The 12,745-nt window shown below is 65.3% G+C and carries 11 protein-coding genes and 1 pseudogene; 8 read left to right on the top strand and 4 right to left on the bottom strand.

What is annotated here, in order from left to right; translation table 11 throughout:
• Positions 1-26: 26 nt before the first annotated feature.
• Positions 27-746, top strand: a complete 720-nt coding sequence (locus tag AB2385_RS06250; protein WP_367654089.1) for a hypothetical protein — start codon at positions 27-29, stop codon at positions 744-746.
• A 59-nt stretch (positions 747-805) separates the two neighbouring features.
• Here AB2385_RS06250 and AB2385_RS06245 read toward each other — a convergent pair whose 3' ends face one another.
• Positions 806-1,870 carry a CotH kinase family protein gene (locus tag AB2385_RS06245; RefSeq protein ID WP_367654088.1) on the bottom strand — a complete coding sequence of 355 codons (1,065 nt, stop codon included), beginning with the start codon at positions 1,868-1,870 and terminating at the stop codon, positions 806-808.
• A gap of 176 nt (positions 1,871-2,046) precedes the next feature.
• Here AB2385_RS06245 and AB2385_RS06240 point away from each other — a divergent pair, with 176 nt between their 5' ends.
• Positions 2,047-2,763 (top strand): hypothetical protein, encoded by a 717-nt coding sequence (locus AB2385_RS06240; RefSeq protein ID WP_367654087.1) that lies wholly within the window; start codon positions 2,047-2,049, stop codon positions 2,761-2,763.
• Positions 2,764-2,862: 99 nt separating this feature from the next.
• On the opposite strand, the gene AB2385_RS06235 is transcribed toward AB2385_RS06240, so the two are convergent.
• Both AB2385_RS06235 and AB2385_RS06230 read right to left on the bottom strand, forming a co-directional pair.
• A complete protein-coding gene (locus tag AB2385_RS06235; protein WP_367654107.1) occupies positions 2,863-3,675 on the bottom strand; it encodes a nucleotide sugar dehydrogenase in 813 nt (270 codons plus the stop codon).
• A 21-nt stretch (positions 3,676-3,696) separates the two neighbouring features.
• Positions 3,697-4,153, bottom strand: a pseudogene (locus AB2385_RS06230) (NAD-binding protein); the annotation flags it as partial.
• A gap of 261 nt (positions 4,154-4,414) precedes the next feature.
• On the opposite strand from AB2385_RS06230, the gene AB2385_RS06225 reads away from it, so the two are divergent.
• The 4 genes from AB2385_RS06225 (at position 4,415) to AB2385_RS06210 (ending at position 8,828) form a co-directional block, all read left to right on the top strand.
• Positions 4,415-5,533: a hypothetical protein gene (locus tag AB2385_RS06225; RefSeq protein ID WP_273380449.1), complete on the top strand. Its 1,119-nt coding sequence runs from the start codon at positions 4,415-4,417 to the stop codon at positions 5,531-5,533.
• A gap of 109 nt (positions 5,534-5,642) precedes the next feature.
• Complete coding sequence (locus AB2385_RS06220) at positions 5,643-6,569, top strand: carbohydrate ABC transporter permease (protein WP_367654086.1); 927 nt, start codon at positions 5,643-5,645, stop codon at positions 6,567-6,569.
• Between the two features lie 13 nt (positions 6,570-6,582).
• Positions 6,583-7,416, top strand: a complete 834-nt coding sequence (locus tag AB2385_RS06215) for a carbohydrate ABC transporter permease (RefSeq protein ID WP_367654085.1) — start codon at positions 6,583-6,585, stop codon at positions 7,414-7,416.
• A 56-nt stretch (positions 7,417-7,472) separates the two neighbouring features.
• The gene (locus AB2385_RS06210) at positions 7,473-8,828 is read left to right on the top strand and encodes an ABC transporter substrate-binding protein (RefSeq protein WP_367654084.1); all 1,356 of its coding nucleotides are present in this window, start codon (positions 7,473-7,475) and stop codon (positions 8,826-8,828) included.
• A gap of 81 nt (positions 8,829-8,909) precedes the next feature.
• On the opposite strand, the gene AB2385_RS06205 is transcribed toward AB2385_RS06210, so the two are convergent.
• The gene (locus AB2385_RS06205; RefSeq protein WP_367654083.1) at positions 8,910-9,521 is read right to left on the bottom strand and encodes a glycerol-3-phosphate responsive antiterminator; all 612 of its coding nucleotides are present in this window, start codon (positions 9,519-9,521) and stop codon (positions 8,910-8,912) included.
• A 306-nt stretch (positions 9,522-9,827) separates the two neighbouring features.
• Here AB2385_RS06205 and AB2385_RS06200 point away from each other — a divergent pair, with 306 nt between their 5' ends.
• Complete coding sequence (locus AB2385_RS06200) at positions 9,828-10,604, top strand: HAD-IIA family hydrolase (protein WP_367654082.1); 777 nt, start codon at positions 9,828-9,830, stop codon at positions 10,602-10,604.
• A 122-nt stretch (positions 10,605-10,726) separates the two neighbouring features.
• Positions 10,727-12,622 (top strand): PrkA family serine protein kinase, encoded by a 1,896-nt coding sequence (locus tag AB2385_RS06195; RefSeq protein WP_367654081.1) that lies wholly within the window; start codon positions 10,727-10,729, stop codon positions 12,620-12,622.
• Positions 12,623-12,745 lie beyond the last annotated feature (123 nt).

Below are 12,745 nucleotides of genomic sequence, written 5' to 3'. Positions count from 1 at the left end.
GAACATAGCCCTGAGGAGGAAGACACTTGTCCAGCATACGGTTGCAGGAGATCATGACCCGGGCCGTGGTCGGGCGCACGGACCGGCGGGTCGTCTGGTCGCACTCCGCCCCAGCCGAAGGCGTGGAATGCGTGCTCGGGGTTCACGTGAGCAACACCTCCCTGGCCGTGGAGCCGGGTGCGCAGGGACCCGAGGTGAAGCTGACGGCCCTCTGCGACGTCTGGTGCGACACCGGGAACGGAACCCGGGTCGAGCGGCTCACCTGTACGCATACCGAGCCCGCCGCTGTCCCCGTGGTGGCCCAGGTGGTGGGCGAAGTGGAAACCTGCGGTCGGCTGGTGGGAGGCGTCCGCTGCACCTCCGCAGAGGTGCGCAGCGGCCGGATTGAGGTGACGCTGGAGTCCCATATCGCCCTGGAGGCCACGGGCCGGGCCCGCATCTGGGTGAAGGCCTACGACCTCTTGGCCAACGGCGAGGCGGACGAGGAGGACAACTTGCTGAGCACTGACGCCAGCGACTCGTCAACCAGCACGGGCGAGCAGGCGCCGTTGGTCGACCTGGAGGAAGAGGAGGTGGCCCGGGATCGCGCGGAGACCGCCGACGAACTGGAGCCCGAGCCCGAACTGGCCACGCTGAACGCAGCCCGCAGGCGCCTGTCCTCCCCGCCCCCTTCGCCTCGCAGGACCACGGCCGTGTCCCGCTTCTCCCGCTACAGCGGTGTCTCGCGGGTTTCAATCGTGCAATAGTGCTGGGACGCCCCCCGGTGTTGGGGGGCGTTCCGCATCTGGGCGCGGGCTCTAGATTTCTACATCGCGTCCAACTGCCGCAGCAGCAGATCCCGGCGCTCTACCGCCCAGCGACGGAGGCGTTCCACCTCGCTGGGGAAGTCCGCCCGGGCCAGGTAGGGGTCCCGGTCGCGCCACCGGGCCATCCGCCCGCTCAGCCGGTCGATGAGCGGCAGTACGGCGTCGGGGGAAAGGGGGCCGTCCAGGGCGGCGGTGAAGGCCCGGCGGAAGCGAGTTCGCCCCTCCGGGTGTTGGAAGAGCCGGTAGGACAGCTTGTTCCACCCCGTCACCGGCACCCGGTCCAGCCGGGCCGGCCGGCCGTGGATGTCGATGCCCCAGGTGGCGTCGTAATCCCAGGGGATGATGCGGAAGCGGCGCTCGTTCGGCTCCAGGTAGAGGGCGTAGTTGTGCAGGAAGCCGTCCCGGTTGCCGAAGAAGACCGCGCCGATCACCCAGTGCAGGTAGCGGTCCAGGTCAAACCAGCGGGCCGCAACGGCAGGCACCTCTTCCAGAGGGGCCAGGTTGATGGCCATCAGCATCTGCCGGATCGGCTCCATGTCAGCCCCGGCCAGGGCGTAGTAGCCCTTCTCCAGCGGTTCCTTCAGCGTGCGGGTGAAAGGGCTGATGAGGCCGAAATTGGCGTTGCGGTTCACAGCGTAGAAGATCGGGCCGGTTGTCCAGCCCCGGCGACGGCAGAAATCCGCGTCCACCGATTCCAGGGCGACGTAGACGCCCGCAGGCTGGCCGCTCACCGTGAGAAGCACGTGTCGCCACCGCGGTGCGTCCACGCCCAGCCTGGGGAAGAGCGTGTAGCAGAGCGCCGTTCGCATCAGCGTGGGGTCGACGAAGTCCGCGTTCAGATGGATGCGGCGCACGGTGTGGCCGACCGGCGGCTCGTCCGGCATCCGCACGCCCAGGAAAGTCACCTGCAGCGAACGCTTGGGAAACTTCCGGGAGTGCGCGCCGCGGATGCGCACAGAGACGGCGAGGCTGGGACCCCCGTTCCAGCTCAGGCGGCCGGCCACGCTGCCCTCTGCCAGCCGGGGCCAGGGGTCTGGCCCCAGGTCCAGATCGCAGATCTCCACAAAGTGACGCCCCTCTCTCGGCCCGGACCAGGTGACGGAACGCGCCGGGCGGGCATAGGATGAAACGTCAGGTCGCAGCAGGGACCGCACTACCACGTCGGAGGGATGGGGGCATGACGCAGTTCGAGAACTTGGCGGACCGTCTGATGGACCTGGTCGAAGAAGAGAAGCGGGATATGCATTCACTCTATGCAGAAGAACCGGTCAAGGCTCACTTGCTGCAGGCGACCGGCGACGAGGAGGAGGGCTCGGGTGACGGTTCCGGCGGCGACTCCGGCGGGGACGAGGCCGATGCCTCGGGCGACGGTTCTGGTGACGCCGAGGCTGGCGCCGCCGGCGACGGCTCGGGTGACGGCTCCGGCGATGGCTCCGGCGATGGGTCGGGTGACGGCTCGGGCGACGGTTCCGGCGATGAGGGGGACGGCTCGGGCGACGGCTCTGGTGATGGCGGGGCCGACGCCATGGCTGACGGCTCCGGCGACGGAGATGGGTCAGGCGATGGTTCCGGCGACGAGGGTGACGGCTCGGGTGACGGCTCCGGCGACGTCGAGGCCGACGCCGCGGATGACGGCTCCGGCGGCGAAGAGGGAGACGGCTCAGGCGACACCTCCGGCGACGCCGAAGCTGCTGCTGACGGCTCCGGCGGGGACGAAGCTGACGGTTCGGGCGACGGCTCCGGCGGCGCGGAGGCGACGGCTGACGGCGGCGACGGGGACGGCTCGGGTGACGGCTCTGGTGACGACGACGGAGACCTCGCAAGCGGCGGCTCCGGTGACGCGGAGGCTGACGCTGCAGGTGGGGCCTCCGGCGGCGACGGCTCTGGCGACGAAGGCGACGCATCGGGTGACGCTGCGACCGGCGAGCCGGAGAGTGGCGAGGCCGAGACCGAGTAGGCCTATATGATGGACATGAAACGAAAGCCCCGAGGGTACTGCCCTCGGGGTTTTGCCTTGCCCGTGGTCCGGCCCGATCGCTCCAGCCGGCCCGGGTTCTCAACGTGTGCCCCGGTCGCGCCCGATCCCCCGGTAGCGCAGGCCCGCTGCGGCCATGGCCTCCGGGTCGAAGAGGTTCCGCCCGTCCACCACCAGGTCGCCGGCCAGCGCGGTGCGAATCTCCTCCGGCGAGGCGGCGGCGTACTCCGGCCACTCGGTGAGCACCAGCAGGGCGTCGGCGCCGTGCAGCGCATCCCACGGATCGTCCACCAGCCGGAGCCTTCCGGGGAGCCCGCCTGAGACGGCCGCCAGAGCCGCAGCGAACGTGTGGCGGGCGGCGGGGTCGTGGGCCGTCACCCGGGCTCCCCGGGCCAGCAGCGCCGGGATGACTTCCAGCGCCGGCGACTCCCGCACGTCGTCGGTACCCGCCTTGAAGGCGAGTCCCCAGACGGCGATCTGCCGGCCCTCCACCGGCCCCAGCTTGGCCAGCACCCGCTCCCGCTGCCGCCGGTTGGCCCGCTGCGCGGCGGGCAGCAGGTCCAGGCGGACCCGCCGGCGCCGGGCGGTCCAGCGCAGCGCGGCCAGGTCCTTGGGCAGGCAGGAGCCCCCGTAGCCCGGGCCAGGGGCCAGGAAGTGCGGGCCGATGCGCCGGTCGAGCCCCACGCCCCGGAGTACGGTGAGGCCGTCGGCCCCCAGACTGTCCGCCAGGGCGGCCACCTCGTTCGCGAAGGAGAGCTTCACAGCCAGGAAGGCGTTGCTCGCATACTTGATCAGTTCCGCTTCCTCCCACCCGGTCAACAGCACCGGCGCATCGATGCCCCGGTAGAGTGCGGCCACCTGCTCGGCGGCGGTGGGCGACGCGGCGCCGATCACGATGCGGTCGGGGTGGAAGAAGTCGTGGATGGCGGTTCCCTCCCGCAGGAACTCGGGGTTGGAGACTACCGTGGCGGAGCAGTCGAGCCGCCTCCCGGCTGGTGCCGGGAGGCACGGTCGACTTCAGGGCGACGATGAATCCGGGGCGGAGGGGGATGCGGCGCAGCGTATCCAGGAGGCGCCTCAGGGAGTGAAGATCCGGCGCTCCGCTGGGGCGTGGCGGGGTTCCCACGCACACGAACAGCACGTCTGCGGCGGTGACGGCTTCCTCCAGAGAGTCGGTGACGGTCAGGCCCTGGCCGTGATGCTTGCGCAGCAGTTCCGGGAGACCGGGTTCGAAGATGGGTGACTCCCCACGCCGCAACAGGGTCAGCCGGTCGGGAGCAACTTCAACCAGATGCACCCGATGCCCAAGTTCACACAGGCAGACCGCGGAGGTCAGGCCGACATAGCCGGCCCCCGCGATGGCCACCTCCATGCGATCACCCCCGAACCGGCGGCACGGTACCCGCGGTTGGCTGCACTCCTTTTGATCTTATGAAATTGATTGAGCGCCGTGTGCATTATGATCCATCAGAGAAAAGCCTTTTCTTTGGCGGACCCATCGTGTATAATGAGGACAGAGCACAAACGAATACCTTGGGTAGAGATGACGAGAAACCCGTCACCATGAGCACGGTCGGAAGGCCGCTGCTCTTGGTGCGGGTTTTCGTTTTCTCCCCGGCAGGAGATGATGCCGATGACACGGGCATGGTGGAAGAGATTGGGTCTGGCGGTGGGTGTGTTGCCTATCACGGTGCTTCTGGCTGCCTGTGCCGGTGCACCGCCGGCCACCGAGCCGTCCGATTCGGGCGCGGAATCGGCTGCCTCCGTGGACCAGGCGGCGGTCGACAAGATCGACACCAGCAAGCACGCCATTTTCTACGCCCAGCTCTGGAAGCTGAGCGATGAAGGGCCGCTCATCCCCGGGCTGGACGAGGGGCACATCCCGCAGGGGATCGCCTACTGGAAGGACAAGGATTGGCTCATCATTTCCAGCTACAACGACAGCAACAAGCCCAGCACGCTCTCCGTCGTCGACGCTTCCAGCGGCCAGGAGGTGAAGACCGTCAGCCTCCTCAAGCCCGACGGCGGCGCCTACACGGGACACGCAGGCGGTGTGGCCATCAGCCAGAATCACCTGTGGGTCTCGTCGGACGGCAAGGCGTGGTGGATGCCGCTGGAGAGCCTGGAGCAGGCGGACCACGGCGACAGAGTGCGGTTCGACGGGGTTGTGGAGACCGTGGCCCGGGCCTCGTTCACCACGTACCACGACGGCATCCTCTGGGTGGGTGAGTTTCACCTGGAGCCCAACTACACGACCGATGCCAGCCACAAGCTGACCAGTCCGGACGGCTCCCGTTACAGCGCCTGGGCGGCCGGATACAGGCTGGACGCGGAAGACCGGATCGTGGAGTCTGCGTCCGGCCCGGCGATTCCCAGCTACATCTTGTCCATTCCTGATTCCGTGCAGGGAATGACCTTCACGGATGACACGGTCATCACCAGCCAGTCTTACGGCCGGGGGAACGACAGCCGCCTTACGATGTACCGGCGACCCGACCTGAACGGCGAGCCGCAGCAACGGGTGACGGTGGGCGGCCAGGAGGTGCCCGTCTGGTTCCTCGACAGCACCAACCGCACCCAGAACCTGAATCCCATCATCGCACCGCCCATGTCTGAGGGTGTGGATACCGATGGCAACCGGCTGTTCCTCCTGTTCGAGTCAGGGGCGCAGAAGTACCGGTCAAGTGCAGCTTCACCGATGGACACGATCCGCGTGATCCGGCTTGACGAGTGGATGAACACGGGGCAATAGGAGACGGGCTGCGCCGCCGGTCCGGGCCGGGGGGTCCACGCTGTTGACCTGGCTGACCGGCGACCGGTGTCGCCCATGAACACCACGCTGTAGGGAGGGAGGTTCGCACGTGGCCAACATTTCCACTTCCGTTCAGCCCCGGATCTCCGTGCCCACGCGCACGAGCATCCGGCTGAGAAAGGTGCTGCCGTACTTGCTGATTGCGCCGTCCCTGGCCGTCTTCCTGGTCTTCGACATCTGGCCCATCATCTATTCCTTTTACCTGAGCTTCATGAAGTGGAACCTCCTCAGCCCCAAGAAGACGTTCGTCGGGCTGGACAACTACATCACCATCTTCACCTCGGAAGAGTTCCTGAAGGCCCTGTGGCACACGGTGGTCTTCACCATCGGAAGGGTGGGCGGCTCGCTCACCTTCGCCCTGTTGCTCGCCCTCCTGCTGAACACGCAGAAGCGTTGGGTCTCTTGGGTTCAGGCCTCCATCTTCTCGCCCCACGTGGTCTCCATGGTTTCCATCTCCATGCTCTGGCTCTGGTTGATGGACCCGAACCACGGCTTGCTGAACTACCTGCTGAGCCTGGTGGGACTCCCGCCCAGCCGCTGGCTGGCCGGCGTGGATACGGCGCTCCTTTCGGTCATCATCGTCACCGTGTGGAAGGCCATCGGCTACGACATGGTCATCTTCCTCTCCGGCCTTCAGGCCATACCGGAGGAACTCCACGAGGCCGCGAAGATCGACGGCGCCAACTCCTTCCAGCGGTTCTGGAAGATCACCTTTCCTCTCCTGTCGCCCACGACCTTCTTCCTGACCGTGACCTCGATCATCGCGTCGTTCCAGGTCTTCGACAGCGTGCGCGTGATGACGGGTGGCGGACCGGTGGATGCGACGACCGTTCTGGTCTTCTACATCTACCAGCACGGCTTCCGCTTCTACAAGATCGGCCAGGCGACAGCGGCTTCCACCGTACTGTTCCTCATCATCCTGATCCTGACGGTGCTGCAGTTCAAGTACGCCGAGAAGAAGGTCCATTACGACTGAGGGGGGAGTCTCGTTGAGCCCGCTGGCAAGACGTTTGGGAGACTGGAGCCGCGCCCTGGTGGGTGTGTTCGCCGCCCTGATCTTCGTGGTGCCGTTCTACTGGATGCTGGTTACCTCGCTGAAGGCGCCGGGCACTACCACCACGTTCCCGCCGCAGTTCATCCCGCGGCCGGCGACCCTGGAGTCGTACCGGGAAGCGTTCGCGTCGATTCCGCTCGTGCGCTACTTCCTGAACAGCGTCATCGTGACGGGCAGTGTGCTGGCCCTGCAGTTGCCGTTGGTGACGGCTGCGGCATACGCCTTTGCCAACTTTGACTTCAAGTTCAAGAACCAGCTCTTCACCCTGTGCCTCATGTCCATGATGATTCCCGCACAGGTCACCTTCCTGCCCAATTTCCTGCTCATGAACAAGCTGAGGTGGTACGACACCTACCTGGCGCTCATTATCCCCTTCGCCTCCAGCGCGTACGGCATTTTCCTCCTGCGGCAGGCCTTCCTGCAAGTACCGAAGGACCTCATTCACGCTGCTGAGATCGACGGCGCCAACCACTTCCAGGTGCTCTGGCATGTACTCGTTCCGATTGTCAAGCCGACCATCACCACGGTGGCACTCTTCGCCTTCGTCACGCACTGGAACTCGTACTTCTGGCCTCTGGTGGTGACCAACAGCGACGCCGTGCGTACCCTTCCCGTCGGCGTGGCGATGCTGCGGGACGGCGAGAACCGCATGAGCTGGTCGGTGCTCATGGCCGGGAACATGGTGGCGGTCACTCCCGTCCTGGCGTTGTTCCTCATCTTCCAGAAGAACCTAGTCCGCTCGTTCGTGCAAGGAGGGCTCAAGTCGTAAGTCCAGGGGGTATTCCCCTTACACTCACTCCACTTCGATGAGGAGGAGGTTTCCCCATGGCGAAGCGCTCCAAGACCAAGCTGGTCTCGACTCTGCTGGCCGCCACGCTGATCCTGGCTGCATGCGGTGGCAGCTCCTCGGCCCCGTCCGACAACAGCAGCAACGGCAACACGGGTAATGCCCCCGGCGGGACCCAGACAACCCAGCAGCAGAGCGGTTCCACGCAGCCCGTCAAGATCGAGTTCTGGTTCTCCGTGGGCGGCAACACCCGGAAATGGATCGAGGAGGCGAGCCAGCGGTTCAACAGCGAGCAGAATGAAGTCCAGGTGGATGCGATTTACCAGGGCGACTACTACACCAACCACCAGAAGGTTGCCACCGCCATCTCCGCTGGGGCCGCACCGGCCATGACCATGATCGAAGTGGCCTCCATCCCCTTCTTCGCCGACAACGGCGTGTTGGCGGACATCAACACCCTGGCCTCTCCCGAGGACCTGGCGCGGTACCTGCCCGGCCTGATGAAGGAGACGCAGTGGGACGGCCAGACGATTTCGATCCCCTTCAACCGTTCGGTGCCGATTCTCTACCTGAACAAGACCATCCTGGAACAGGAGGGTTTGGATCCCGAGGGCCCGAAGACCTGGGAAGAGCTGCGCCAGTACGCTGAGAAGCTGGTCAAGCGGGCTCCCGACGGTACCGTGGAGCGGTGGGGCTTCCTGACCCCGGTGGATCAGTGGTTCTTCGAGGCCATGCTGTACCAGGCCGGCGGCCGGGTGTACAGCGACGACGGCAAGAAGGTGGTGGTGAACGAGGAACCCGGGCAGCAGGCGCTGCAGTTCTGGGTTGACCTGATCGACGACGGCCTGATGGAAATGCCGCAGGGCGAGAAGTATAACGCCTGGGACGTGACCACCAACGCCCTGACCACCGGCAAGGCCGCCATGATCTACAGCACCACCGGCCGCCTGAAGAGCCACGTGAACGGTGGCGCTGAGAACGGCTACGAGATTACCACTGCCTTCCTGCCTGCGGGCCCGAAGGGCTATGCCACGCCGACGGGCGGTGCCAACATCGCCATCCTGAACGTCGTGCCGCGGGAGCAGCAGGAGGCTGCCTGGAAGTTCCTGAAGTGGCTGACCAGCGATGAGAATGCGGCCTCGTTTGCCCAGGCTACCGGCTACATTCCCATCACGCAGGGCGCAGTCGACATGATGGCCGACTACTTCAAGGAGTTCCCTCAGGCCAGGACCGCCGTGGACTTCCTGCAGTATGCCCAGTCCCGGCCGCAGGCGCCGTCCTACAACGAGGCGCAGGAAATCCTGGTGAAGTATCTGCAGAAAGCCGTGTTGAAGGAGGCCACCGTCAAGCAGGCGCTTGACGACGCCGCCGCCCTGATGCAGAGTGCGATGTGAGGGCACGTGCAGAGGACCGGCCGGGGAGCAAGCTCCCCGGCCGGTACCCGAAGCAGACGGCGATCGACTGTTGCCGGCCTCTTACAGGCCGCAAGGCGATGGACGGACCGGAGGAGATGACCGGTTCAACGCCCACAAGGCGGGAGTGCTGGTGCTGACCGCCCGGCACCCTGCCCGCAGCAGGCTCCAGACCTGCTCGGGGCGGCGCACCAGCCCGCCGCCGATGACGGGCTGCGATAACACCGAGGTGATCTCGTCCATCACTTCGGGCAGCACGGGTCCGGGAAGGAGGTCGAGCCCGTCGGGCATGCAGCGCTGGCAGAGCTGCAGCGTGCGGCGGAGCGACCGGGAGTCCTGCAGAAAGGCCCGGAGGACCGTTTCCAGCCCGTACTTCTTCCCCGCCTCGATCAGGCTGGGACGGGTGGTGACCAGGCCGTCGATGCCGCAGGTTTTGGCAAAACGCACGCCGGCCTCGTCGGCGGCGATGCCTGCTGCCAGGTCAATGTGGAAGAATATGCGTGCGTGGGGCTGGTGCGACTTGATGCGGCGGCAAGTTTCCTCCAGGCTGAAGATGGAGCCATCTTGGAGGTAGACAAAGGCCACGGGGATATGTAAGATCTCTTCGATGCCATGGTCATCCCACACCACGGGGATGACGGGGTAGGACTCGAGCTGGCGCCAGGAAGCTTTCATCGCAGGCTCCTTTCTGTTTGATACGTGATCTGTCATAAAGCATTCGACACACCCGCGCGCGATTCCCTGTTGTATCTACTCCCGGCACTATCTGGCTAAGTACACAAGTACAAAGGTAGGAGTCTCCTGCCGGCCGTTCCCACAAAGCCCGGATCGGATGGCGCAACACAGCATCATTCTGCACAGGGAGCGGGACAGCGGCGAAGCCAGGAAGAGATTCCGGCCTGGTGACGGGTCACCGGCTTCGCGTCATGTGCCCGGCTCCCTTTCACGTCGTTACCGCTGTCCTTAGTGGAGGGTAAGTCTGTGAAACAGTTCAAGGGCTACATCTTCGACCTGGACGGCACGCTCTACCTCGGCGATCACGCGATCCCCGGCGCGCCGGAGACCCTGGCGACCCTGCGCCGCCGCGGGGCCAGGATTGCCTTCCTCTCCAACAAGCCCATCGAGCCGGCCTCGAACTACGCGGCCAAGTTGAACCGCCTGGGCATCCAGGCGGCGGTGGAGGAGGTGCTCAACTCCTCCATCATCATGGCCCGGTACCTGAGCCGCCACGCGCCCGGGGCCAAGGTCTACCTGATCGGCGAGGAGCCCCTGGCCGAGGAGCTGCGGAAGCGGGGCATCCAGATCGTCACGGACCCGCTGGACTGCCAGTACGTGGTGGTCTCCTGGGACCGGCAGTTCACGTACAAGAAGCTGAACGACGCCCTCCAGGCCATCCGCAACGGCGCCCACTTCATCGCCACCCACCCCGACCGCACCTGCCCGGTGGCAGGGGGCGAGGTGGCCGACGCCGGCGGCATGATCGGCGCGGTGGAGGGCGTGACCGGCCAGAAGGTGGAGCTGGTCACCGGCAAGCCGTCGCCCATCACGGTGCAGGAGGCGATGGACCTTCTGGGCCTGCAGCCCCACGAGTGCATCATGGTGGGGGATCGGCTGGAGACGGACATGCGCATGGGGCGGGAGGCGGGCATGGCCACAGCCCTGGTGCTCACCGGCATCACCCGGCGGGAGCAGGTGGAGCAGTCACCGTGGAAGCCGGATTACGTGCTGAACAGCGTGGCCGACCTGGTGGCCGAATGACGGAAGAGCGGGAAGGGGCTTGACCCCTTCCCTTTTTCGTGACACGGGACTACCCCTCGCTCATATACTCTTTTATCCCAACCGCTGACAGGTGCGGGCTTGCGAGGGAGAGGAGGGTACCCGTGGACCTCAAGGAGCGACTGGAGCAGCACCGGGCGGAGGAGCGGCGCCTGGCCTGGGAAGGCACCTTCCTGGACTACTTCGAGATCGTGAAGCGCAACCCCGCAGTGGCCGACCTGGCGCACGCGCGGGTTTACAAGATGATCATGTCGGCCGGCGTGGAGAAGGGGCCGGATGGGCAGAAGATCTATAGATTCTTCGCCAACGACATCTTCGGGCTCCACAAGCCGCTGGAGCAGCTGGTGGAGTACTTCAGTTCCGCCGCCCAGCGCCTGGAGGTGCGCAAGCGGATCCTGCTCTTGATGGGTCCGGTGGGCGGCGGCAAGTCCACCATTGTGTCGCTGCTCAAGCGGGGGCTGGAGCGCTGGTCCCGCACGGAGCAAGGGGCGATCTACGCCATCAAGGGCTGCCCCATGCACGAGGAGCCGCTCCACCTGATCCCGGAGGAACTGCGGGAGGAGATCCGCAAGGAGTACGGCATCTACATCGAGGGCGACCTCTGCCCGGCCTGCCGCCAGATGGTGAAAGACAAGTACGGCGGCCGCATTGAGGACGTGGTGGTGCAGCGCATCACGTTTTCCGAGAAGAACCGGGTGGGCATCGGCACCTTCACCCCGTCGGACCCCAAGAGCCAGGACATTTCGGAGCTCACCGGGTCGGTCGACCTGTCCACGATCGGGCAGTATGGCACCGAATCGGACCCCCGGGCCTACCGGTTCGACGGCGAACTGAACGTGGCCAACCGGGGCCTGATGGAGTTCATCGAGATGCTGAAGTGCGACGAGAAGTTCCTGTACGGCCTCCTCACGCTCAGCCAGGAGCAGTCCATCAAGACCGGCCGCTTCGCCATGATCTACGCCGACGAGGTGATCATCAGCCATACCAACGAGAATGAGTTCAACGCGTTTGTAAGCAATAAGAAAAACGAAGCGCTGAAAGATCGCATGATCCTCGTGCGGGTGCCGTACAACCTGAAGCTGGACGACGAGGTCCGTATCTACGAAAAACTCCTGGCCGAGTCGGGGCTCAGGGGGATCCACATCGCCCCGCACACCCTGCGCATCGCCTCGATGTTCGCCATCCTCACCCGCTTGGAGCCGTCCAAGAAGGCCGGGCTCAGCCTCATCAAGAAGCTGAAGCTCTACAACGGCGAGTCGGTGGAGGGGTTCACGCAGAAGGACATCAAGGAGCTGCAGGAGGAGGCCCCGCGGGAGGGCATGATGGGCATCTCCCCGCGGTACATCATCAACCGGCTCTCCAGCGCCCTGGTGAAAGAGGGCGTCACCTGCATCAATCCCCTCGACGCCCTGCGGGCCCTGAAGGACGGCTTCGAGCAGCACACCGGCATCACCCGCGAGGACAAGGAGAACTACCTCAACTTCATCTACGAGGCGCGCAAGGAGTACGACGAACTGGCCCGCAACGAGATCCAGCGCGCCTTCATCTACGCCTTCGAGGAGACGGCCCGGTCGGTGTTCAACAACTACCTCGACAACGTGGAGGCGTACGTGAACAAGCAGAAGCTGATCGACCCGATCACGGAGGAAGAGGTGGACCCCGACGAGAAGCTGATGCGCTCCATCGAGGAGCAGATCGGGGTGACCGAGAACGCCAAGAAGGCGTTCCGGGAGGAGATCATGATCCGCATCTCCACCCTCGCCCGCAAGGGGCAGAAGTTCGACTACACGAGCCACGAGCGGCTGAAGGAGGCCATCGAGAAGAAGCTGTTTGCGGACATGAAGAACGTGGTGAAGATCACCACGTCCACCCGGACGCCGGACCCGGAGCAGCAGAAGCGCATCAACGAGGTGGTGCAGCGCCTGATCGACGAGCACGGCTACTGCGAGGTGTGCGCCAACGAGCTGATCCGGTACGTGGGAACGTTGTTGAGTAGGTGAGGAGGAAAGCCTAACACCCCCGTGCGTGGAAACGCGACGGGGGTGTTCTCTGTTTTCCGCCGTCCCGAACGTTTCTCCACAGAGAGTTGCTCTCTTGAGACAGAAAGCTGTGTACGCAGGCTC

The sequence above is a fragment of the Symbiobacterium sp. genome, from assembly GCF_040797425.1.
Classification (GTDB): Bacteria; Bacillota; Sulfobacillia; order Symbiobacteriales; family Symbiobacteriaceae; genus Symbiobacterium.
Note: the sequence above shows the minus strand (reverse complement) of the source record. Positions and strands in the feature narration are given on the sequence as shown.

Excerpts from the sequence above, each read along its gene's own strand:
- AB2385_RS06240 (WP_367654087.1), top strand. The coding sequence starts at position 2,047 with ATGCATTCACTCTATGCAGAAGAACCGGTCAAGGCTCACTTGCTGCAG.
- AB2385_RS06225 (WP_273380449.1), top strand. The coding sequence starts at position 4,415 with ATGACACGGGCATGGTGGAAGAGATTGGGTCTGGCGGTGGGTGTGTTG.
- AB2385_RS06210 (WP_367654084.1), top strand. The coding sequence starts at position 7,473 with ATGGCGAAGCGCTCCAAGACCAAGCTGGTCTCGACTCTGCTGGCCGCC.
- AB2385_RS06205 (WP_367654083.1), bottom strand. The coding sequence starts at position 9,521 with ATGAAAGCTTCCTGGCGCCAGCTCGAGTCCTACCCCGTCATCCCCGTG.